Consider the following 23,507-nt stretch of genomic DNA (forward strand, 5'->3'; position numbering starts at 1 on the left):
CAAAATAAAATGATGATTTACTAATTAATTGACATATCAATAATTGATACATCATTTTAAATCTGAAAATATGGAAAAATTAAATTCAATCATATTCTACAACATAGACAAAGCGATCAGATCTTACAGAAACTATGCTCAGCGCCAGCTGAAAGCGTATGGTTACACGATCACTATTGATCAATGGCTTATCATCAAAGCGGTTCTGGAAAACCCGGGAATTACCCAGAATGAAATTGGTGATCTGGTTTTTAAGGACAATGCTTCTGTCACGAGAATGATTGATTTAATGGTAAAATCCGAATACATCATCAGAAAAGTTCATCCTGAAGACCGAAGAAAAACCCTGCTGGAAGTGACAGATTCCGGGGTAAAAGTGATTAAAGAGGTTCAGAATATCGTAGAAAAGAACCGAAAAACAGCTTTAAAGGGCATCAGCAATGAAGAACTGGAAGTGATGTATTCAGCTTTACTGAAAATTTCAGAAAACTGTCTCAACCCTAAAAAGTAAAACGCTATGACCAGAATATTCTCACTTATTATTGTCTGTATGCTGATGCTGTTCAACAGCAGGATCTCTGCCCAGCAGGCAATGCAGAGTTTGACTTTGTCAGGAAACATAAAATCCGACAAAGCAGAGCAGATGGAGATCAATCTTTTTGATGCTGATCAGAAATTGATCAAAACAGAAATTGCTGATAACAACGGTAAGTTCAATTTTAATGATTTAAAAGAAGGAACTTATCAGGTAAAAATCAATAAAAACGGTACTGAGGTTTATCACTCGGAAAATATTTCATTAACCGAAAATAAGACCCTCAATCCTATTGACCTGAATGTAAAATCGATCGAAGAAGTAACAATCACCAAAACCAAGCCTCTCATTGAAAGACAGGATGGGAAAATGATCATGAACGTTGAAAACAGTATTGCCAGCACCGGAAATTCCGCTTTTGAAGTCCTGGAAAAGGCTCCGGGAGTGAATATTGACAATAACGACAATATCAGTCTTCGCGGAAAAGGAAACCTTCTGATCCAAATCGATGGTAAAAATACTCCCATGACGGGAACTGATCTTGCCAATTACCTGAAGGGAATCCCCTCTTCCACCATTGAAAAGATAGAGTTCATTACCAATCCTTCTTCAAAATATGATGCAGCAGGATCCGCCATCATTAATATTAAACTTAAAAAGGAACAGAGAAAAGGAACTAACGGAACTATTTCCAGCTCTCTGGGATCGGGTAAGTATGTGAAAAACAACAACAGTTTCAGCATCAACCACAGGAATAAAAACATCAATATTTTCGGAAATTACAGCTTTGCCTACAGGGAAGCTTACAACGGATTGGTTCTCGACAGAAATTTCTATGAAGCCAATACCTTTAAGAAAGCCTATGTACAGGATAATTATCTGAAATTCAAATTCAACAGCCATGTAGCCAAAGCAGGAATGGATTATTATCTGAACGACAAGAATGTGCTTGGATTCTCTGTGGGACTTGTTTCCAACAAATTCAACATCAACGGGGACAATTCCAACGTCACACTGGGCAGCAGCTACCTTCCTGAAAGCACTTTTACAACAGTCAACAGATCGAATGACCGCTGGACCAATGTTTCATTCAACCTTAATCATAAATATACGATTGATTCGCTGGGTTCTGATATTTCTACCGATTTTGACTACATCAATTATGTCAACTCATCTTTGCAGAGCTTTGATACCAGAACGTATGATATTTCCAACGGTACAGACAACCTTGACATTATTAAAGGTGATATGGACGGAAAACTGAATATCTACTCTTTAAAATCTGATCTTACAAAAAACTTCAGCAACGACTGGAAACTGGAAAGCGGATTGAAAACCAGTTTTGTAAAGACCGATAATGACCTGAAATTCTTCAACGCCAGTTCAGGGGTTCCTGTTCCGGATCTTGGAAAAACCAATCATTTTATTTATGAGGAAAACATCAATGCAGTGTACGGAAATGTGTCCAAAAAATGGGAAAAATTCAAAGCTACAGCAGGTTTAAGAGTTGAAAATACCCATGTAAAAGGAACTCAGATTACCACCCATCAAATCAATAAAAGAAATTATACCCAGCTGTTTCCAAGCGCTGTTCTGAGTTATGATCTGACGGATAAAAGCAACCTTGAAATCAATCTCAGCAGAAGAATTACAAGACCTAGCTACAACCAGCTGAATCCTTTTAAATTCTATCTTGATCCTACTACAATGAAAGCCGGAAATCCTGATCTGAACCCTCAAATCACGATGAATTATGAATTAACTTACAGCCTGAGTAATAAATACTTTGCCACTTTAAGCTACAGCAGGAATTCTGACAACATTACAGACATCTTAAAACCCGTAACAGAAAACGGGCAGATCGTAACCGTACAGACCATTGAAAACCTGAATTCTGCTTCTTATTTCGGATTAAACCTGATCGCTCCGGTAAAGGTGACCCAATGGTGGGATATGAACAACAGTGCTAATTTCTATTATGGTTCATACACCGGAAATGTCTCCGGAACCCAGATCAATAATAAAGGGAATTTTACATTCAGCATCAACAGTATTAATTCCTTTAAGCTGGGAAATGGTTTCACTGCTGAACTTACAGGAAATTACAAAGCCAGAGAAATATATGCTTATCTGAATGTGAGCCCGAACTGGTACCTCAACGTTGGAGCGCAGAAGAAGTTTAAAAACAACAGTGTTCTGAAACTTTCCTTCACTGATGTCTTCTTTACCAGCAATATCAAAGGGCAGACGGTGTATAATGATTATTTAGAGAACTTCGCGGTGAAAAGAGATACCCGTGTGGCAACCCTCTCCTATACTTACAATTTTGGTTCTTCCAAAAACGGACAGCCAGAAAAACAGGCGGTGCTGAGGACCTGAAGCAGAGAGTGGGAAGCTAATTGTAAGAAGTTGGAAAACGCAAAGACGCCAAGAAGGAGAAATAAAATACGGTCTTTAAGACGCAAAAATTTTATCTTCGATAAAATTGAGCATCCAATTACTATACCTGTATTTTAGTCCCTCACACGATTAGGCAGGCAAAGCAAATGCAAAAAATAAAACAATATGCTTGCTGAAGATTTTCGATTTTCTTGCCTCTAATCAATATAAAATTAAAATTCCTTTGCGCCTTTGCAATTTCCAACTTATAACTTATGGTATGCAAAGCAAAAATCCCTCAAAAACTGAGGGATTTTTTATGTTTAAGAATGAATCTTATTAAGCTTCGTTAGAAGGATTCTGATTTTCCACTGGTTTTTCGCTTTGCGGCCTTTCTCCTTGTGGTTTCTGTCCTTCTGGTCTTCTTTGTCCTTCTGGTCTTTTCTGCCCTTCAGGTCTACCTTGTCCTTCAGGTCTTGGAGGTCTTGGTAAAAGAACTTTACGGGAAAGTTTCATTTTCTTACGGTCATCGTAACCCATGAACTTCACTTCTACCTCATCACCTTCTGCATAAGGAACTTTGTCCAGACGAGCCCATTCAATTTCAGAAATGTGAAGAAGTCCTTCTGTTCCTTTAGCAATTGCTACGAATGCACCAAAGTCCATTACTTTCACTACTTTACCTTTGTAAACTTCGCCTACAACCGGTACGAAAGTAATTTCATTGATCTTAGCAATAGCAGCATTGATTTTTTCTCTGTCTGTTCCTGCAATTTCGATACGTCCGATTTCTCCCATCTCTTCGATAGCAATAACCGTATCTGTATCTTTCTGTAACTGTTGAATAATTTTTCCACCAGGCCCGATTACAGCTCCAATGAAATCTTTTGGAATCTCCATTACCACCATTTTCGGAGCGTGAGGCTTCACGTCTGCTCTTGGCTGGGAAATCGTTTCCGTAATTTTATTAAGGATGTGTAATCTTCCGTCTTTAGCCTGCATCAAAGCTTTCTCCATGATATCCATAGAAAGTCCCTGGATTTTGATATCCATCTGACAAGCTGTGATACCATCTGCAGTACCTGTTACTTTAAAGTCCATATCTCCAAGGTGATCTTCATCTCCCAAGATATCAGAAAGTACGGTAAATTTACCTGATTTTGTATCGGTGATCAGACCCATTGCAATTCCTGAAACAGGTTTTGTGATCTGAACCCCTGCATCCATCAATGCTAATGTACCAGCACAAACTGTTGCCATTGAAGAAGAACCGTTAGATTCAAGGATATCGGAAACAATTCTGATCGTATATGGATTTTCTGCCGGAATTACCGCTGTTAAAGCTCTTTGAGCTAAGTTTCCGTGTCCTACTTCTCTTCTTGAAGTACCTCTTAAAGGTCTTGCTTCTCCTGTTGAGAATGGAGGGAAGTTATAGTGTAAGAAGAATCTTTCGTCGTGCTGCGTGATTACGCTGTCGATCATGTTGGCATCTTTTACAGAACCCAGAGTTACCGCAGTCAGAGACTGAGTTTCTCCTCTTGTAAAGATTGCAGAACCGTGAGCTCCCGGAAGGTAATCAATTTCTGACCAGATTGGACGGATCGTCTGAGGATCACGACCATCAAGACGGATATTGTCTTCAAGAATCATCTGACGCATTGCTTCTTTCTCTACGTCATGGTAATATACTTTAACGAAAGGAGTTACTCTTGCCAGTTCTTCTTCATCTTCAGCATATTGTGCTAAAAACTCTTCAAGAACCGCTTTGAATTTTTCTCCTCTTTCTTCCTTATTGGATGGAGTTTTTGCTACTTCATATACTTTGTTGTAGCACTCTTTCCATACTTTTTCACGAATTTCTTCGTCGTGATCTTCGTGGCTGTATTCTCTTTTAGGGAAAGATTTTCCTACTTTTTCAGCTAATCTCTCCTGAGCTTCAATCTGTTTTCTGATCTCAGCGTGAGCGAAGTTGATGGCTTCAAGCATTTCCTGCTCAGAGATCTCCTTCATTTCTCCTTCTACCATTACGATGGAGTCTTTAGTAGCTCCCACCATAATGTCGATATCTGATTTTAATAAATTTTCATAGCTTGGATTCACAGACAATTGTCCGTCAATTCTTACGACTCTTGCTTCAGACATTGGCCCGTTGAAAGGGATATCTGTAATCGCAATAGCTGCAGAAGCTGCCAGACCTGCCAATGCTTCAGGCATTACTTCTTTATCGTAAGAAATCAATGAAATCATTACCTGTACTTCCGCGTGGAAATCTTCAGGGAAAAGAGGACGTAATACTCTGTCCACCAATCTCATTGTAAGCACTTCATCATCAGATGGTTTTGCTTCTCTACGGAAGAAATTCCCAGGAATTCTTCCGCCTGCATAAAACTTTTCTCTGTAATCTACCGTTAATGGTAAAAAGTCTACACCAGGATTGGCTTCTTTATTGGCTACAACAGTTGCTAAAAGCATTGTTCCACCACATTTCACCACTACAGATCCGTCAGCCTGCTTAGCCAGCTTCCCCGTTTCAATAGTGATTTCCCTGCCGTCTGCAAGGGTAATCGTTTCTGTAAACGCTTGAGGTATACTCATAAATTTGCTTCTTTATACTCCGTATTGAGTATGATTAATATTTAAACTCTTTAAATTTTCGTTTGCAAAGGTACTATATAATAATGATATATTAAATTTTTCGATTGCTTTAATAGGCGTTTAAAATACAAAAAATTGGCTATCAATTGATGAAAGTATGAAAATTTACATCACTAATCTGAACTTATACATCATTTATGAAAATAAAAAAGTGTTTTTTTGAGGATAATGTATTGAAAAATCCGGTCGTTTTTGTATTATTGTCTCAAAAAATGAAAATAATACATTCATCTGAAAAAATTATCTGTTTCATTCTAAAAATTAGTAAAAATATTGCAAACCAATAGGCTGATCCCTATATTTGCCCTACTTCACCAATTACAATGCTGTAGGCTAAAAAAGTTAAGGAACTATCCTTATCCAGATAAATAAATGTTTATGATTAATAAAGAAGTACAATCTCAAAGCAGGAATTATACGGTTCCGTTGATTACCATTACCCTGCTGTTTTTTATGTGGGGATTCATCACCTGTATGAATGATATCCTGATTCCCTATCTGAAGCAACTATTCAATCTTACCTTTTTCGAATCCATGCTGGTACAGTTCTGTTTTTTCGGGGCTTACTTTATCGGATCGCTGATTTATTTCATGATCTCCATCACGAAGGGAGATCCCATCAATAAATTAGGGTATAAAAAGGGAATCCTGTTCGGAATTTTTCTGGCCGCATTTGGCTGCGTTCTGTTTTATCCGGCAGCTACGTTCTCATATTATCCGCTGTTTCTTGGGGCTTTGTTTATTTTAGGATTGGGCTTTACGGTACTTCAGATTACTGCCAATGCCTATGTTTCGCTATTAGGAAGTGAAGAATCTGCTTCCAGCCGGCTGAATATGACTCAGGCATTCAATGCATTCGGAACCACCATTGCACCGGTACTTGGAGGTCACCTGATTTTTGAATTTTTCTCATCTCCGGACGGATCATTCAGTGCGGTAGCGACAAGAATTCCTTACCTTATTTTTGCAGGTATCCTTTTACTGGTTGCTTTATTGATTTCCAGAGTGAAGCTTCCTTCCTTCCAGATGGGTGAAGAAGAAATCGTAAAAGGCTGGGGAGCACTTGAATTCAGTCACCTGAAATTCGGAGTATTTGCTATGTTCTGCTATGTAGGCGGAGAAGTTGCCGTAGGAAGTTTTATCATCAGTTTCCTGGAGCAGCCACAGATTATGGGCTTTAATGAGATCATCAGTAAAAATTACCTTTCCTTATATTGGGGAGGAGCGATGATCGGTCGCTTTCTGGGAGCCATCTCTTTAAATCAATCCATAAGCAAAAGCAAAAAGGCTCTATATATGCTGGGAGCAGCAGCAGCTGTGTTCCTTGTGATTTTCAGCATTGTCAATCTTACGTTCAGTCAGATCAGCTTTTTCATTGTGTTTATCATCCTTAATTTCATTGCCTTTTTCGTGGGTAAAGCAGCTCCGGCAAGAACATTATCCATTTTTGCAGCGATCAATGTTGCCTTGTTAATTTCTGCGATGGTAAATCATGGTGAGCTGGCGATGTACAGTATTTTAGGAATCGGAATTTTCAATTCTATTATGTTCTCTAATATTTACACACTGGCTATTTCAGGATTAGGTAAATACACCAGCCAGGGATCTTCATTAGTAGTAATGGCTATTCTTGGAGGCGCTATTGTTCCTATTTTCCAGGGATATCTTGCCGATCAGTTTGGAGTACAGCATTCGTTTATTATTCCTGTATTCTGCTATCTTGTTATTCTGATATTCGGAGCGTACTGTACCAAATATTTAGGTCATGTAGAAACTACAGAAGCCAAATCAGGGCATTAAAATCAAATTCAAATCAAAATGTATAAGGCGGAATATCTCAAAGGTATTCCGCTTTCTTTTTCCCATCCTAAATGTAACTTTCATATGAAAAAATTGACTTATTTTAAAGGTCAGTACAATAAATTATGAAAATACAGTTAAAGCTTGAATACGCTGCATTTCTCCTGTTAGGAATCTATGCCTTTGCACAGACAGGATATTCCTGGTGGTGGTTTGCCGGACTTTTCCTTGCACCGGATATTTCTATGCTGGGATATACCATGAATAATAAAGCAGGCGCTTTCTTCTACAATCTCTTCCATCATTTCGGAGTAGCTGTCATTGTTTATTTTGTGGGAACAGCCTTGTCTCTGCCCTATTTACAAATGATAGGCGCTATTTTGTTTTCTCACTCTGCGTTTGACAGGATTCTGGGTTATGGATTGAAATATCCCGATAGTTTTCAGAATACGCATTTGGGGAAGATTGGGAAGAAGGCTGAATAGTGATGTTGAAAACCACCCCGTCAAAAATTCTTTGAATTTTCGCCACTCCGAGGGGAAGAATTATCACACCTTCAGTTGGGATGGCTGTTACAGTTGTCACCATCTTCAGTATTTTTTCAAGATAATACAGGCTGGATTCCTACGGAATGACACAATTGGCGAATTGGCCTATCCATACAGTTTGTCATTTCGTAGGAATCTTAACTGTTATAAGGGTTTTCAAAGCTTGTGAACTTTTAAACAGTTAGTGGTAACTTAAAACAAGCAAATAAAAAACTTTTGTGGCTTTTGTGGTTAAAAATCGCCTGCTGTGTAAAAACAAAAAAGCAACCTCTTTCGAAGTTGCTTTTTTATTTTGAAAATCTTTATAGATTATTTTCTTAAACCTAGTTCAGCAATAATTGCTCTATATCTTGCGATATCTTTGTTTTTAAGGTAATCTAATAAACTTTTTCTCTTACCTACCAATTTCACTAGAGATCTCTCTGTGTTGAAATCGTGACGGTTAGCCTTTAGGTGTTGAGATAAGTGATTGATTCTGAAAGTGAAAAGAGCAATTTGTCCTTCAGCACTTCCTGTGTCTTGTGCAGATTTCCCGTGTTTTGCGAAAATTTCCTGCTTTTTGTCTGTTGTTAAGTACATTCCAATATTGTTTAATGATTATTATGTAACGGGTGCAAAATTACGACTATTTTTTGATTCTGCAAACATTATTGATTTCATATATCAAATTTGATAGAAAAAAATGTTAAAAATTTCTTAATAATTTGTATGCAATCCAACGAAAAGGCAGTAATTTTGCATTCGAATTACAAATGAAAAAAATTATATTCTTTACAGCGGTTACTACTTTTTTATTCATCGGGTTTACAACGGTAAAAGCCCAGAAAAATGCCGATGATAAAATAAAAAAAGTTCTTTACTTCAATCCCGAGGTAGAGCCTGATATTGACGAAATAAAAGCCCCTACCAACAATGCTTTCTTTGATGCCGTAACCGACAATTTCAGCGGCAGAAAAAATAAAATGCTCCGTGCAGAAGTTCAGGTTCCCTATGACAGCATTGATAAACAGACTATCGTAGATTACTGTCTCAACAATGATGCAGATTTTGCCATTGTTTCTAAAGTGAGGTATTTCAAAGTTGGATTTGGAAAGTATGTTTTCTCCAATCAGGTGGTGGTAAGTATGAAGCTTTTTGGTGCTGACGGCAATCTTGTCACCGAAAGCGATCACGATACCTACCGGAAAAACATGCGCCTTCTGGGATCCACAACCAATTCTGTAAAAATAGGTACTGAAGGTGCCATAAAAGGAATCATCAAAAAACTGAGAAAGCTTAAGCCAACGGAAGCGGAACTTTAAGGTTCAAGGTTTAAAGTTCCTGGTTTAAGGTTGGAATATACAGCCTTATATCATCAATGGTCAATTTTGCTTCGCAAGTCAATGGTGAATTTTGTCAGGAAGATTCCTGGGCTTACCGGACAAGTCTATCATTTATCATTTATCATTTATCATTCATCCTTATATTTTCATAAAGTATTTCCCTGCCCTGCATTATAAATATTTTCACATAAATAAAGCACTTGTCATCTCTTACGAACAGGTGCTTTTTTATTTAAAATACACTATAAACAACTGATTAACAATTAAATATTTTCACCAAATAAGGATTTATTAAATATTTTTTACTATTTTAGATCAACATTAAAACCAAAATCCTATGAAAAATCTAAAGAAACTCAGCAGAGAAAAAGCAAAACAAATTAATGGAGGATCTATGGAAAGATGCAGCGAAACCAATCCTTGTACTGTCGGATGGTGCTGTTTCGGAATCTGTTCCCCCTTCATCTGTATTGAATAAAGAATAAAACTAAATCATTTAAAAATCAAATCTCATGAAAAATCTAAAAAAACTCAGCAGACAAGTGCAAAAGGAAATTAAAGGCAGCGGACCTTTCAAAAGATGTACAGAACATTATGAATGTCCGGGCGGGTCATGTTGTCACAACACCTGTGTTATCGATCCATGTCCTCTGGAGTAAATATGATCATTACAGACACCTGCATTCGTAGGTGTTTTTATTTAACACATCAATAAAACATTGATTCATAATAAAATATTTTCACCTGCAAATGAATAATATAGAAATATTTATTATTTTAGTCTTGCATTAAATCTAAACTATAACGCTATGAAAAATCTAAAAAAACTCAGCAGAGAAGCTGCCAAGCAAATTAATGGCGGTCTCGGACCGTTCAGATGCAGCATCACAAGACCTTGTTCTGTCGGATATTGCTGTAATGGAGAATGCCTTGATCACGACTGTATGATTGAGCCTTAATTTAAATGATCATACATGATGAAGAATTTAAATCTTAAGAAGCTCAACAGGCTGGAACAAAAAAACATTAAAGGAAGTGGAATAAAAAAGTGTGGTGACAACTCAGATTGCGGACCATACCAATGCTGTACAAATGCTGTCTGCATCTACATTCCCACCTCAGAATGCGAACCAATGTAAAGAATATTGGAATTTAAAATTTAATTTTTGCACATCCGTTTCGGCGGGTGTTTTTTTTGCTCTTATACTGAAGCCATAAACTTTAATTAATCCTTAATTTTGTCAGTTTATTGCTCAGTCTTAAAAATTTGAATTATTTTTGCATATCCAAAAAATTTCACGTTTTGAATTCTAGAGACGAACTTATCTTCAACCCTGCCGATATTGCCGAAACTCTCAGCGAACTTCCTGCTGATGAGAGGCTGCTCGCGTTTCTGAAGGTTCCGAAAGAATACAAAGCAGAAGTATTTTCACACCTTGATCCTGATTTCCAGGAGGAAACCATCAGAAGTATCGGAAGCGATGAAGTGTCTGAAATTCTGAATGCCATGACTCCGGATGACAGAACGGCCCTTTTCGAGGACTTCCCGGATGAGCTGATCAAGTATTCCATCAACCATCTTAATCCGCAGGAAAGAAGAATTGCTTTAAAGCTTCTTGGATACAACTCAGATTCTATTGCCCGTCTGATGACGCCTTATTATATTCAGATCCGTAAGGAATGGACGGTAAAAAGATGTCTTCAGCAGATCAAAAAGGTAGGAAAAAGAGTGGAAACCATGAACTATCTGTACGTGGTAGACGAAAGAAACCGCCTGATTGATGACCTTGCCATCGGAACTTTACTGCTGGAAGAAGAAGACACTCTGGTATCTGATATCACCGATAACCATTTTGTAGCCATTACAACGACAACTTCCAAAGAGGATGCTGTAACCTACTTCGAAAAGTATGACCGTGGTGCTCTTCCTATTATTACAGAAGCAGGTGTTCTGGTAGGAATTGTGACTATTGATGACATTCTCGATCAGATTGAACAACAAAATACGGAAGATATCCAGAAATTCGGGGGATTGGAAGCATTGGATCTTCCCTACACCCAGACTTCGTGGACTGAGATGATCAAGAAAAGAGCCACCTGGCTGATCATTCTGTTTGTTTCGGAAATGCTGACTACCTCTGCAATGGGATATTTTGACAAGGAAATAGAAAAAGCCGTTGTTCTTGCGCTATTTGTTCCATTGATTATTTCCAGTGGAGGAAACTCAGGATCCCAGGCAGCTACCCTGATTATCCGTGCTATGGCTCTTCAGGAAATCAATCTGAAGGATTGGTGGTATGTCATGAAAAAGGAAATTATCTCCGGATTATGTCTTGGAGCCATCTTGGGAATTATTGGGTTTATACGAATCATGCTCTGGCAGCAAATTGGTCTTTTTGATTACGGCCAATATTGGGTATATGTAGGATTGAGTGTTTCAGTCTCCCTTATTGCTATTGTGTTGTGGGGAACATTATCAGGTTCTATGATCCCGTTTGTCTTAAAAAAATTAAATCTTGACCCTGCCACCTCTTCTGCTCCGTTTGTAGCAACGCTGGTAGATGTTACAGGACTTATTATCTATTTTACCGTAGCCGGACTTTTCTTAACCGGAAAACTTTTGTAATTTTAGGCATCATCTAACATGCCAATATGAAAATCGTTTCACTTGTACCTTCTATTACTGAGGCTTTATTTGACCTGGGACTGACCGAAAATGAAGTGGTAGGAAGAACAAAATTCTGTATCCATCCTCAGGATAAAATAAAAAATGTACCCATAATCGGCGGAACTAAGAATATTAATATTGAAAAAATTAAAGCATTACAGCCGGATCTTATTCTTGCCAATAAGGAAGAGAATGTAAAAGATCAGGTGGAAGCTCTGATGGATGAGCACAAGGTAATGGTCACCAATATTGATACCATTGAGGATAATTATTACCTGCTTAAAAACCTCGGAAAGCTTTTCGGAAAGGAAGACAGAGCGCAGCTTTTCAATCTTAAAATTTATGATGTTCTGAATCAGGCAAAACTGGATGTTCCCGTAAAAACGGCTTATCTTATCTGGAAGAGCCCTTATATGACCATAGGCTCAGATACTTTTATTCACAGGATTTTATCTGAAATTGGTTTTGAAAATATTTTTAAAGATAAAACCCGTTATCCACAGATCACTACTGAAGATCTGGCAGAAGCTGATGTTATTATGCTTTCCTCTGAACCTTTTCCGTTTAAAGAAAAACATATTGAAGAACTGCAGGTTTTCTATCCGGATAAAAAGATTATGATTGTAGATGGTGAAGCCTTTTCCTGGTATGGAACCCATATTGCCAAATGTGAAAATTATTTCAAAGAATTGCTGGCCGAAATTCACCTCATGCAGCAGAGCTAATTTTTCACCATCGACTTTAACCCCAAAACTTTAAACTTAAACATTGAACTTTATATGTCCGGTACAGTTATATTATCTGAAGGAGCAGAATTTGATCACGTAATACAGGAAGTTTCAAAATGTATTCACCTGTATGTAATGGCGTTTGAAAAAGAAGAAAGGACGATTACACGACTGGAAAAACGTGAAAACATGTATGGAGGAAACGGAACTGTGTATATGATACAGATGTTCGATCAGAAAGAATTGGCCAACAATCGTCTGGCTGCCTATATGGTTTTATTGAATAAAGGGGATGAATCCGGATTTCATACGCACAATCTGAGAAATGAACAAGAGCTGTACGTTGTGGTGCACGGAACCGGAGAATATCGTGAAAGAACCGGAACAGAAGGTCCGATACGCAGGAAAGTGCTGCAGAAAGGCGATATTACAGCGATCAGTTCTGTAGGATATCATTCTATTGAAAATACGGCAGATGAACCTTTAATTATGTTTGTTATTACTACTAATAATCCATAAAAAACTCCGGCTGAAATGGCCGGAGTTTATATTTTATATAGTGAGTTTCGATTATAAAATCTTAGAAACTTCATTACAAAGCCATTCTAATAATTCGCGGTCTTCCTGCGTGAAAGGATCGATGGTATGAGAATCAATATCAATCTGGCCGATATTTTTTCCATCCTTAAAAATAGGAACTACAATTTCTGCTTTGGTATCAATGGAGCAGCTTAAATAATTGCTTTCCTCATGCACATCAGGAACAACAAATGTTTCATTGGAAACGGCAACCTGACCGCAGATTCCTTTACCGTAAGGAATAATAGTATGGTCGGTAGGTGCTCCTACATAAGGACCTAAAATCAATTCATCCTTATCTCCGTTTTTGAAATAGAACCCTGTCCAGTTGAAATAAGGAATTTCCTGATCCAACAGGTGGCATACTTTTTCAAGTTTTTCTTCTGTATTATGCTTAGGACTTTCAAGAATTGAGGAAAGTCTTTTCTTTAATTCTGACATTGTATTTATATTTTAAGAGAATTGTTTTAGGGAAAGTTCTTCTTTATATCCGAACATTCCACGCTCTTTAATCATTTCTGCTACGCCTTCCGGTACCTGGGTTTCCCAGCCTTTCACACAACATGCAATTTTTCTCAGGATTTCTCTGGAATAAATTTCCAAAAACTCAGGATTATAATTGGTAATATCTACAATACGGTTGTTGTGTTTGAAGTATTTGTATAGTTCTTTCAGGTTTTCTTCCACTTTCAGGTTGGAAGAATCCAGTAACTGATGGGTTTCCGGATCTTTGTAAGGATACAGATATACTCTCATCCCATTTCTGAAAAACTTACCGAATGCTTCAAGAATTCCTCCTGAGAGATTTTTATAATATTTCTCGTCGAATACCATCAGCATATTATTTACTCCCATAGCTACTCCGATGTCTCCACTTGTATACGATGCGAAGTAATCAATCAGTCTGTAATATTCAGAGAAGTTTGAAATAATAACCGTGTACCCAAGTTTTGCAAGAATATCTACCCTATCCAGGAAATCCCTTTCATCAATATCGCCGTCTGCTCTCAGATTGGAAATGGTGATTTCAATAAGAACCTCTGTTTCTTCATGAGTACAGGTAGCGTCTTTGAAGAACATATCCATCCCGTTTTTAAGCATGTCAATGTTCACTTTCGTTACCGGCCTGAAACTTCCTCTTACCGCGAAAATATTTTTCTTGTACAGAACATCTGCCGGAAGCATGTTGCTCCCCTGGGAATTGAAAATCACCGCGTCGGTCATTCCATTCTTTACCAATTGAAGAGACATCAGTCTGTTATCAACGTAGGCAAAAGCAGGTCCGCTGAAGTCGATCATATCAATTTCCAGATTATCTTTAGCAATATCATCGTAAAGAGATTCTACCAAAGTTCTTGGATTGTCAAAATAATGGAAGGCTCCGAAAATAAGATTCACGCCCAGGTTCCCCAAAGTTTCCTGCTGAAGAGTAGCATCATTTTCTTTGAATTTTACGTGGATTACGATTTCGTTGTAATCTTCATTTTCTTTGGTCTGAAAACGAATTCCCACCCAGCCGTGGCCTTTTACAGTTTTGTCAAAATTGATGGTTGTTACCGTGTTGGCATAAGAAAAGAATTTTCTATCCGGATTATTATCTCTTGAAATTCTTTCTTCAATCAAAGCTACCTCATATCGAAGCATTTTGCGAAGCCTGTTCTGGGTAACGTACCTGTTTTTTACTTCTTTTCCGTAGATGGCATCACTAAAATCTTTGTCATAAGCAGACATTGCCTTAGCAATCGTACCGGAAGCTCCCCCTGCTCTAAAAAAGTGGCGAACAGTCTCCTGCCCTGCTCCAATTTCTGCGAAAGTACCATAAATAGTAGGATCTAGATTAATTGTTAATGCTTTTTGTTTAGGAGTTAGTTTCTGATACATTAGGACATGAAATTTTTTGTAAATTTACCAAAATTAAACCAACCTCAAAACAAAATGAAGTTGAAATTTTTAGGAACCGGTACTTCTCAAGGTGTACCCGTTATAGGCTGTACATGTGAAGTGTGTACTTCGGAAAATCCCAAAGACAAACGTTTACGCTCTTCCGTGATGATCACTACGGAGGAAAATAAAAAAATACTGATCGACTGCGGACCGGATTTCAGACAGCAAATGCTTACCAACCATGAACATACCGTAGACATTGCGCTGATTACCCATGAACATAATGACCACGTTATCGGATTGGATGATATGCGGCCCCTGATTTTTAAAAGTGGAAAAGATGTTCCGCTCTACTGCTATTCAAGGGTGGCTCATGAGATAAAAAACAGGTTTCCTTATGCTTTTGCGGATGTAAGATATCCGGGTGCACCTGCTTTTGAACTTCATGAAATTGAAAACAAACCTTTTCAGGTATTGGATACGGAAATCACTCCTGTAGAGGTGATTCATTATAAAATTACCGTTTTCGGATATAAGTTTAAAAAGCTTGCCTATATTACGGATGCCGGGTTTATTTCTGAAACGGAAAAGCAGAAACTCAAGAATCTGGATGTTCTGATCTTAAACTGTATCAGAAAATTTGATCCCCATCCTGCCCATTTTATCCTTCCGGATGTTATTAAATTATTTGAAGAGCTAAAACCTGAAAAATTATTTTTAACCCACATCAGCCATCACTTAGGCCTGCATGACATTGAAGATAAGGAGCTTCCGGCCGGAATACACCTTGCCTACGATGGTTTGGAACTTAATTTTTAAAAAAATTCTTCAAAAAGCTTTTGAACATTGAAAAAAGTTCCTATATTTGCACACCAATTTGAAACAAACATCACGTTTGAATTCAACATCAAGCCCAGGTGGCGGAATTGGTAGACGCGCTGGTCTCAAACACCAGTTCTTAGGAGTACCGGTTCGATCCCGGTCCTGGGTACAAAAAACCTCTGAAATCATTTGATTTTCAGAGGTTTTTATTTACATATTATACTCAATGAAATATTGCACTAAGTACCATAATATACAATAGTTATTGATCCCTGAATTATTCTAAAAATTCTGCTATAAGAGGCTGTAATTGTAACAACATCCCCAACATTACAAAACTGTGTTCCTGCCACGTTATGTCCTACACCTGTTGTTCCATCCGCATGTCCTGAAAGATTAAATGAAAACAAAACGTTATTTTTAAAGAGGCTTGTAGTAGCTGATCCTCCTGTAGGGCTGTTCATGGAGATATCATATCTTATAAATGTTGAAAAATTGTAATATCCTGCTTTATTTATGGTAAAAGAACCATTATTATAGGTCATATTTGCTGCACTATTTTTATTGATCGTAAAAGTTACATTATAAGAAGTTTGTGCTGCCTGATTAGCAGATGTATTAGCAAAACCTATCGTAGCAATAGCAGGGATATTCAAGTTACCCGCATCTACCAGAAAACCGTTCGTATCAGTCCCTAATACCCCGATATTTTTGTATTTTTCAAGACGAACAGATCCGTCATCTTGCACCCCCACTAATTCTTTATTTGTACTGTCATTAACCTCCAAAGCCTTGGTGGCATTCGTAGTTCCTTTACTCAGGATATCAAGCACTGCGCTTGGAGAAGATGTATTAACACCTACAGTACCTGTAGGAGTAACAGTCATTTTTATTGCATTATTAGTCATCAAATTCAGGTTATGAGACGTAGTGGTCCCCATATAACCAGCACCACCTCCGATATATGTTTTCAGATTGATCGTACCATTGGTATGGTTCAAACCATAACTATTGTCAGGAGTACTCACGGTAAGTTTTGTATCAGGAGTGGTTGTTCCTACTCCAACGCGGTCATTGGCAGCATCTACTGAAAGCGTGTTGTTATCTATTGAAAAAGCATTGGTAGCTGTTCCGGTAAATGCTAATGTATTACCTGCCTGCGAAACGGTACGGTTTCCGGTAAGGGTACCATCCGCATTGTAAATATTAGCAGCTATTGAATTGGTAGGATTGTGCAGTTTTACCCAGGCTGTTCCATCATAGTAATAGTAACCAACACTATCAATATTGACAGCGGTTCCGGTTTGTGATCCGGTGGCTACACTGTTGACATAAATTAAGTTTGAAATGGGAACTCCTGTCATACTTTGGGCTCTCTGCCGATCTACCCGTGTCACCAGAACTCCGTCTACAGTGGTAGAAGTACCTGTGGCATTTTTTGCGCTAATATCTAAAGTAGAAGCTGGATTAGCAGTATTAATTCCGACTTGCGAATATGCTTTACCAAAAGCCATTAGCACCATCAATTGTAAAAGTCTTTTTGTCATATATTGCTTTTAAATAATTTTTGGCTAAAATTAAGCACAAGCCAATCTTCAGGTTAAAATAAATAGTACAGCACACATACACCACATATACATCAAGACAATAATAAACTGAAAACCAATACTTAAAAAAAACTATATATATAAAAAAAAACTACACATCTGATTTATATCTTAATATTAACAACTATAAACTATTTCTATTTTATAAAAATGCTATCCTAAAAAACACTTTATTTATATAATTTCAATTTCTCTACTCTCTATTTCCAGTTTTGTTCGATCGCTTTGAAATTGCTTACGGAGTAATTCAGTACTTAAAAGTGACTGATTAGGAGAGAATCTGTATCAAAAAATGACCATAAGAATTACTTGCATGAAAAGTATTCTCTGAAATGAGGTCCAATAAAAGGATTGTTCAAAAAAAGAATCCGTTTTCTATTCCAAATTTCAATTGTGATGCAAACAGTATCAGCCTTTCATATTCAATCTTTCCTCCTGCAAATCCAATAGTCTCAGATGTTTTCTGATAATATTTTCATCCAGTAGCAGTTCCTCACGGTTTTTATGGATAAGCCAGCTTCTTTGGGTGTCGAGAATGTCAATATAAATATGTCTGTATTCCTCATAATTTAAAATAATTTCAGAACTGCTCAACTGGTTTTCATATTTCTGTAACTGATCTTTCAATGCAGGAAAACTGTCTATTTTATCAGCATAGTCGCTCCGGATTTTATCAAGCGCTACTTTTGCCAGACTGTTCTGAATGTCATAATCGATCTCTTTTGCACTTCTTACGAAATCACGGTCGACCGGCGGAAATTTCTTAAGTAAAAAAGGAAGCGTAAGTCCTTGTAAAAGCAGTGTTACCAGAATCACAATAAATGTAATAAACAGGATCATATTTCTTTGTGGAAACGGAGATCCATCATCTAAAGTCATAGGAATGGAAAGTGCTGCTGCCAGGGAAACTACTCCCCTCATGCCGGTCCATCCAATAATCAGGGGAGTTTGCCAGCCTGGCGACTGTGGATCCGCAACGGTAATAAAATTTCTCATAATTAAGGTAGTAACCAGTGCTCCATATCCTGCTAAAATCCTGACAATAATCAAGACTATCGTGACGGCAATTCCATAGCCAATCGCAGTATAAATATCTGTGTCGCCTAAGCCTGAAACAATTTCCGGTAAATCTAACCCGATAAGCATAAAAACAATCCCGTTTAACAGAAAGCAAAGACTTTCCCAAACTGTTACCGTACGTATCCGGGACGCACTGCTGAGAAAATCATGGCTCCGATAGGAAAGAAACAGCCCTCCGGTTACCACTGCCAGGACTCCTGATGCATGCAGTTGTTCTGCAGCCAGATACATAGAAAAAGGAGCAATAAAAGTCAGCAGAATATCTATATTTGAATCGGTAGGTAACATCTTATGTATTTTCAGAAAGACATATGCAATTGCAAGCCCGATTCCCACACCTCCGAAGCACATCCATACAAAACTTCCGGCTGCTTCATGCCACACAAACTGTCCGGTTGCAGCAGCAATCATAGCAAACCTGAAAATAATCAGAGAAGAAGCATCATTCAGCAGACTTTCGCCTTCCAGAATGGAAGAAAGCCTTTTCGGAACCTTTACAAATTTCAGAATTGCTCCGGCACTCACGGCATCAGGTGGAGAAACAATCCCACCCAATAGAAAGCCAAGAGCCAGAGAAAACCCGGGAATAAAATAATTGGCAAAAGCTGCTACAGACAATGCAGTAAAGAAAACCACAACAAAAGCAAAGCTGAAAATAATCCTGCGCCATCTCCAAAGTTCTTTCCATGAGGTTGACCACGCAGCTTCGTATAGCAAAGGAGGTAAAAAAATGATAAATAGTAATTCAGGCTCTATTTTAACGGGCGGCACTCCGGGAATAAAACTGATGACAAGTCCGGCCAATACCAGCAAAACCGGATATGCTACTTTAATCTTATTAGCCAGCATGATAAGCATGGTAATTAAGAAAACCAGGAACAGATAAAATTCAAAGTTTTTAAGCATAGGAAAAATTTAGATACTTAAATATATATTAAATTTTTAAAAACCATACCCATTTTACTTATCGCAGTTTTATCGGAAAACTATTCCTTTTTTCTATTATAATGCAGCTGTACCAATCCTGTTTCAAATGTTTTTGAAGTAATATATTCAAGTACCTGCCCGGGGCGGTCATCTTTAAAAAGCTTTGTTCCGCCGCCTAATAAGACAGGAATCACAGAAATAATAAATTCGTCTATCAGATCATGCTTCAATAATTCATTGATTACTTCAGCACCACCGTCACAATATATATTCTTTCCTTCACTTGATTTTAAACGGTTAACCAATTCTGTTATATCTCCTGTGTAGAAAGTCGTTCTGCCCTCTTTCGGCCTTGTTGTTCCTGTGATTACGTAAACATCCCGTTGTCCATTGTCATAATGAGACGGGCCGATTTCTTTCATCACATAATCATAGGTTTTCCTACCTACAATTACAGTGTCAATCTGGCCATTAAAGTCTGCATACCCGTAATCCTCACCTTCTTTTTCCACTATTTTCAGAAAGCTCAGGTCGTCATTGGGTTGGGCTATGTAGCCATCTAAGCTCATAGCAATAAAAAGTGATAGTTTTCGCATTGATTTTGATTTTAATATAGCAGCAAATTTACTTCTACACAACGATCTGCACTTTGTAAAAATGCGACAAATTAAAGCAATGAAGGTGCAAGTCCCGTATTTCGTTTGATTTCGTTGGTAAGATGTGAATGATCATAATAGCCGCATTCAAACGCAATTTCCAATAAGCTCCGGTTTTGATCTGAATTTTTAATCAAACTCATAGCATACTGAAACCGGATAATATTTGAATATTCCCTGGGTGATAATCCGATGAGTTTTTTAAAATTCCGTTCCAGCTGTCTTACAGTCGTACAACTTATTTTGGCCAGCTCGCTAATACTTACTTTTCCGTTTGTTGAATGTATATGATTAAGAACTTCCTGCAGCCGGATATTCTTGTTTTTTAGTCTATCGGAAAAAAACTGGTTAAAATAATGGAAAGGATTGTCAGATGTTTTCTCAACACTAAAGGAATGGGCCTTATCAAATTCAACAGTGGCATTTGTCAATTCATTTTGTGAGGCATAGCTGTAAAAATTTGAAAAAGTGGAAGGTTTCAGACACACTCCTGCTAAATGGGTTTCGCTGTCAATAAAACTATCCTTGAAAGAATTCATGGCACCGACCACATAAGTCTTTCCTGATTCCATTGAGAACAGGCCGTTATCCGTTAAACATTTATTTCCCAAATTTATCAGTATACCAGCGCAGCCATCCGGGAAAACCCTTTCCCATTGTTTTTCTATCAGATTTTCTTTCAATTCCCAATAGAAATGAATAAAAGGTTCTAATTCCTTACAAGGTTTTATTTTTTTGTACTGCATGTTTATACTGTGTTTATTATTACTATAACATTCAGCTTTTATAATTACTCCTGTATAAACATAGAATTTAGATGTTCGCTGCAAATTATTCTTAACTAATGCTTGTTTTCTATTTCTTCAAAATACCTCATCACTTTTTCTTCAGTGTTGTTTTGCAAATGTACCTTACTGTCAAAAAGTTCTGCCCTTAAGTGATGATATAATGACACTGCATTTCTCAGACTTTCCAATAAGGATTGCCTGTTATAATCTGAAATGGTAAGTTTTAATTTTTCAAAATCTGAAGCTTTTAAAACTGTTTCCACTTTTCTCACACCCCGAGGTAAATTTCCGTTTTTGATGTGGAGTAACGGTCCCAACACAACCATGCGCAGAAATCCCATAAAGCCGTATGCTTCAAAATATTCTCCACGTCCTATTTTCAACAGTGCATAATGAATCCAGATCCAGAAACGATCCTCAATCCACTGATAATCCGGATAGGGAAACCTGGCTTCTGTATGATGAATGATGTTTGCAAGTTGTCCACCCTTATCAATGAGAAGAACCGGAGTTTCAATACGGCTCTGAAATTCTTCAAGGGTTAAAAACTTGATATCCACATGCAAAAGCGGATTGTCATACAGGCATATCAACAATCTCGGCTCTCCCACATGTTCCCCGGTAAACCCTGATAAAAAATCCCCCAGCTTTCTGGCGTAGTCAAGCATTACATTTTTATCATGGGAAATTTTTTGTTTTGTGACAAGAATAAGATCAAGATCTGAAAATTCATCTATTTCATCGGTAAGCCAGGAGCCTGCAACAGCCAATCCAATAACATTGTCGTCGGGTTCTAAAATCTCTTTTGCTCTGTTGGCGAATTCTTGCTGTATCATTGATTATTCGTTCTTTAGGTTATCTGTAAGTATTAGTTAATATTTTTAATAGTATATATTAAATATACAAAAATATCCCTTTGCAGCTGACTCTAAGCCCAATCTTATTCTCCGATACGGTTTATGTCTTTCATGCCAGGGTGACTTCATTTCATAATAAATCCCAGCCTGTAGTCTGGGATTCATTGTTTATAAAATGTTCATATGAAATAACCATGGGATGTAGTCTGGATTATTTCAATTATTTGAATATTAATTATTTAATTCCTAAAACAATCTGTTATGAAGGGATCTCAAGGCTTCTATCTTATATGCAGATGAAACAAGCAGTGAAATATTATTTTCACTTCCTCCGTAGGAAATCATTCTGATCGGAATATGTTTTACTGCCTCGGAAACAATAGTAGCATATCCGTTGTTGTTTTTTCTGAAATCACCTACGATACAAACGATAGACTGTTCGTTATCAATCTCAACGGCTGAAAAAGATTCCAGTTCTTTCACAATTTCAGAAAGATAATCGGTTTGGTCTATGGTAAGTGAAACAGCTACTTCAGAAGTAGTAATCATATCAATAGGAGTTTTATAACGTTCGAAAACTTCAAAAACCTTTCTTAAAAATCCGTAAGCCATCAACATTCTAGAAGACTGAATACGGATTGCCGTAATATTATCCTTTGCTGCTATAGCCACAATCTGATTTTGATTGGTAGCTTCCCCGGAGATCAAAGTTCCGGACGCACTTAAATTCATCGTATCCAGCAATCTTACGGGAACATTATATTTTCTTGCCGGAAAAACACTTTGCGGATGAAGGATTTTAGCTCCAAAATAGGATAATTCGGCAGCTTCGTCAAAACTAAGTCTGGCAATAGATTTTGTATTTTGAACATATCTCGGATCATTATTATGGAATCCGTCAATATCTGTCCAGATCTGGATTTCTTCAACCTGTAGTGCTGCTCCTAGTAATGAAGCGGTATAATCTGAACCTCCTCTTTGTAAATTATCAATTTCACCCTCAGCATTTCTGCAGATGTATCCCTGGGTGATAAATAAGGTTTCCTCCGGGAATTCTGCAATTTTACGTTCTGCATGTTCTCTGATATAATCGATATTCGGTTCTTTATCTTCATCAATCAGCATGAAATCAAGCGCTGACAATAATACTGACGGAATTTCAATTTCTTTTAAATGTAAATGGAAAAGCGTTGTTGAAATAATTTCTCCCTGAGCCAGAATAACACGCTCTGCACTGGAGTTAAAGTTTTTATTTTTAAACTGATAAAACAGATCAAATATTTTGTCAATGAATAGTAATGCTTCTGAAATACCTTCTTCAGTTTTAAATAGCTCATTGACAAATTTTTTGTATTTGTCGTACAGTACATCAATATGTTGGTAAGCGGCTTCAATATCTTTGTTCTCATACAGCTCTGATAATTTTACCAAATCGTTTGTAGTTCCGGAAACAGCTGATAAAACAACAAGGTGTTTATCTGCTGCCTGAGATCTGATGATCGGTAATAACTGTTCGATTCTCTCCGGACTTCCTACTGAAGTTCCTCCAAATTTTAATACTTTCATAATAGATATAAATTGTTAAATATTTTCCAAAAAAAAAGAGCTTGTCGTGATGACAAGCTCCTGATATATTTTAGTTTCTAACCAAAGGAAAATGACTCACGACGTT

22 protein-coding genes and 1 tRNA gene are annotated in these 23,507 nt (G+C 37.5%); 13 read left to right on the top strand and 10 right to left on the bottom strand.

Annotation, left to right across the window (positions count from 1 at the left end; all coding sequences use genetic code 11):
- Nucleotides 1–70 precede the first annotated feature (70 nt).
- Together AC5YGI_RS03195 and AC5YGI_RS03200 are read left to right on the top strand one after the other, a co-directional pair.
- Nucleotides 71–511: a MarR family winged helix-turn-helix transcriptional regulator gene (locus AC5YGI_RS03195; RefSeq protein WP_496167501.1), complete on the top strand. Its 441-nt coding sequence runs from the start codon at nt 71–73 to the stop codon at nt 509–511.
- 6 nt (nt 512–517) lie between these two features.
- A complete protein-coding gene (locus tag AC5YGI_RS03200; RefSeq protein WP_496167502.1) occupies nt 518–2,914 on the top strand; it encodes a TonB-dependent receptor domain-containing protein in 2,397 nt (798 codons plus the stop codon).
- 339 nt (nt 2,915–3,253) lie between these two features.
- Here AC5YGI_RS03200 and AC5YGI_RS03205 read toward each other — a convergent pair whose 3' ends face one another.
- A complete protein-coding gene (locus AC5YGI_RS03205) occupies nt 3,254–5,509 on the bottom strand; it encodes a polyribonucleotide nucleotidyltransferase (protein ID WP_330745585.1) in 2,256 nt (751 codons plus the stop codon).
- A 438-nt stretch (nt 5,510–5,947) separates the two neighbouring features.
- Here AC5YGI_RS03205 and AC5YGI_RS03210 point away from each other — a divergent pair, with 438 nt between their 5' ends.
- Together AC5YGI_RS03210 and AC5YGI_RS03215 are read left to right on the top strand one after the other, a co-directional pair.
- Nucleotides 5,948–7,369, top strand: coding sequence for a sugar MFS transporter (locus AC5YGI_RS03210; protein ID WP_330745584.1), 1,422 nt, complete (start codon nt 5,948–5,950; stop codon nt 7,367–7,369).
- Nucleotides 7,370–7,494: 125 nt separating this feature from the next.
- Nucleotides 7,495–7,854 (top strand): DUF4260 domain-containing protein, encoded by a 360-nt coding sequence (locus AC5YGI_RS03215; protein ID WP_330745583.1) that lies wholly within the window; start codon nt 7,495–7,497, stop codon nt 7,852–7,854.
- A 372-nt stretch (nt 7,855–8,226) separates the two neighbouring features.
- On the opposite strand, the gene rpsO is transcribed toward AC5YGI_RS03215, so the two are convergent.
- Nucleotides 8,227–8,496, bottom strand: a complete 270-nt coding sequence (rpsO, locus tag AC5YGI_RS03220; RefSeq protein ID WP_034692246.1) for a 30S ribosomal protein S15 — start codon at nt 8,494–8,496, stop codon at nt 8,227–8,229.
- Nucleotides 8,497–8,669: 173 nt separating this feature from the next.
- Here rpsO and AC5YGI_RS03225 point away from each other — a divergent pair, with 173 nt between their 5' ends.
- The 7 genes from AC5YGI_RS03225 to AC5YGI_RS03255 all read left to right on the top strand — a co-directional run bounded on the left by AC5YGI_RS03225 (nt 8,670) and on the right by AC5YGI_RS03255 (nt 13,154).
- A complete protein-coding gene (locus AC5YGI_RS03225; protein ID WP_330745582.1) occupies nt 8,670–9,218 on the top strand; it encodes a pyruvate decarboxylase in 549 nt (182 codons plus the stop codon).
- A 358-nt stretch (nt 9,219–9,576) separates the two neighbouring features.
- Nucleotides 9,577–9,717, top strand: a complete 141-nt coding sequence (locus tag AC5YGI_RS03230; RefSeq protein WP_171006355.1) for a bacteriocin-like protein — start codon at nt 9,577–9,579, stop codon at nt 9,715–9,717.
- Between the two features lie 34 nt (nt 9,718–9,751).
- The gene (locus AC5YGI_RS03235; RefSeq protein ID WP_171006356.1) at nt 9,752–9,898 is read left to right on the top strand and encodes a bacteriocin-like protein; all 147 of its coding nucleotides are present in this window, start codon (nt 9,752–9,754) and stop codon (nt 9,896–9,898) included.
- A gap of 150 nt (nt 9,899–10,048) precedes the next feature.
- On the top strand, nt 10,049–10,198 hold the full coding sequence (locus tag AC5YGI_RS03240) for a bacteriocin-like protein (protein ID WP_181397941.1): 150 nt from the start codon (nt 10,049–10,051) through the stop codon (nt 10,196–10,198).
- 344 nt (nt 10,199–10,542) lie between these two features.
- The gene (mgtE, locus tag AC5YGI_RS03245) at nt 10,543–11,865 is read left to right on the top strand and encodes a magnesium transporter (RefSeq protein ID WP_496167506.1); all 1,323 of its coding nucleotides are present in this window, start codon (nt 10,543–10,545) and stop codon (nt 11,863–11,865) included.
- A 26-nt stretch (nt 11,866–11,891) separates the two neighbouring features.
- The gene (locus AC5YGI_RS03250; protein WP_330745580.1) at nt 11,892–12,632 is read left to right on the top strand and encodes an ABC transporter substrate-binding protein; all 741 of its coding nucleotides are present in this window, start codon (nt 11,892–11,894) and stop codon (nt 12,630–12,632) included.
- Between the two features lie 54 nt (nt 12,633–12,686).
- Nucleotides 12,687–13,154 carry a cupin domain-containing protein gene (locus tag AC5YGI_RS03255; RefSeq protein WP_330745579.1) on the top strand — a complete coding sequence of 156 codons (468 nt, stop codon included), beginning with the start codon at nt 12,687–12,689 and terminating at the stop codon, nt 13,152–13,154.
- Between the two features lie 51 nt (nt 13,155–13,205).
- Here the strand turns inward: AC5YGI_RS03255 and AC5YGI_RS03260 are convergent, their stop codons facing one another.
- Together AC5YGI_RS03260 and AC5YGI_RS03265 are read right to left on the bottom strand one after the other, a co-directional pair.
- A complete protein-coding gene (locus AC5YGI_RS03260; RefSeq protein WP_062671360.1) occupies nt 13,206–13,655 on the bottom strand; it encodes a GAF domain-containing protein in 450 nt (149 codons plus the stop codon).
- A gap of 12 nt (nt 13,656–13,667) precedes the next feature.
- Nucleotides 13,668–15,095 carry a hypothetical protein gene (locus AC5YGI_RS03265; protein WP_047432722.1) on the bottom strand — a complete coding sequence of 476 codons (1,428 nt, stop codon included), beginning with the start codon at nt 15,093–15,095 and terminating at the stop codon, nt 13,668–13,670.
- A gap of 54 nt (nt 15,096–15,149) precedes the next feature.
- Between AC5YGI_RS03265 and AC5YGI_RS03270 the strand changes: the two genes are divergently transcribed.
- Together AC5YGI_RS03270 and AC5YGI_RS03275 are read left to right on the top strand one after the other, a co-directional pair.
- Nucleotides 15,150–15,917 carry an MBL fold metallo-hydrolase gene (locus tag AC5YGI_RS03270; protein WP_330745578.1) on the top strand — a complete coding sequence of 256 codons (768 nt, stop codon included), beginning with the start codon at nt 15,150–15,152 and terminating at the stop codon, nt 15,915–15,917.
- Between the two features lie 92 nt (nt 15,918–16,009).
- Nucleotides 16,010–16,089: transfer RNA gene (locus AC5YGI_RS03275), tRNA-Leu, on the top strand.
- A gap of 70 nt (nt 16,090–16,159) precedes the next feature.
- On the opposite strand, the gene AC5YGI_RS03280 is transcribed toward AC5YGI_RS03275, so the two are convergent.
- The 6 genes from AC5YGI_RS03280 to AC5YGI_RS03305 all read right to left on the bottom strand — a co-directional run bounded on the left by AC5YGI_RS03280 (nt 16,160) and on the right by AC5YGI_RS03305 (nt 23,401).
- A complete protein-coding gene (locus tag AC5YGI_RS03280; RefSeq protein WP_330745577.1) occupies nt 16,160–17,467 on the bottom strand; it encodes a phage tail-like protein in 1,308 nt (435 codons plus the stop codon).
- A gap of 468 nt (nt 17,468–17,935) precedes the next feature.
- Entirely contained in the window at nt 17,936–19,513 is a 1,578-nt protein-coding gene (locus tag AC5YGI_RS03285; RefSeq protein ID WP_454511712.1) for a Na+/H+ antiporter, read from the bottom strand.
- 80 nt (nt 19,514–19,593) lie between these two features.
- Nucleotides 19,594–20,130, bottom strand: coding sequence for a dihydrofolate reductase family protein (locus tag AC5YGI_RS03290; RefSeq protein ID WP_496167508.1), 537 nt, complete (start codon nt 20,128–20,130; stop codon nt 19,594–19,596).
- Nucleotides 20,131–20,201: 71 nt separating this feature from the next.
- Entirely contained in the window at nt 20,202–20,936 is a 735-nt protein-coding gene (locus AC5YGI_RS03295; RefSeq protein ID WP_446106488.1) for a DUF6597 domain-containing transcriptional factor, read from the bottom strand.
- Between the two features lie 95 nt (nt 20,937–21,031).
- Complete coding sequence (locus tag AC5YGI_RS03300; RefSeq protein ID WP_496167509.1) at nt 21,032–21,814, bottom strand: hypothetical protein; 783 nt, start codon at nt 21,812–21,814, stop codon at nt 21,032–21,034.
- 267 nt (nt 21,815–22,081) lie between these two features.
- Complete coding sequence (locus AC5YGI_RS03305; RefSeq protein WP_330745572.1) at nt 22,082–23,401, bottom strand: aspartate kinase; 1,320 nt, start codon at nt 23,399–23,401, stop codon at nt 22,082–22,084.
- Nucleotides 23,402–23,507 lie beyond the last annotated feature (106 nt).

The organism is Chryseobacterium sp. CS3K3.1 (genome assembly GCF_059515165.1).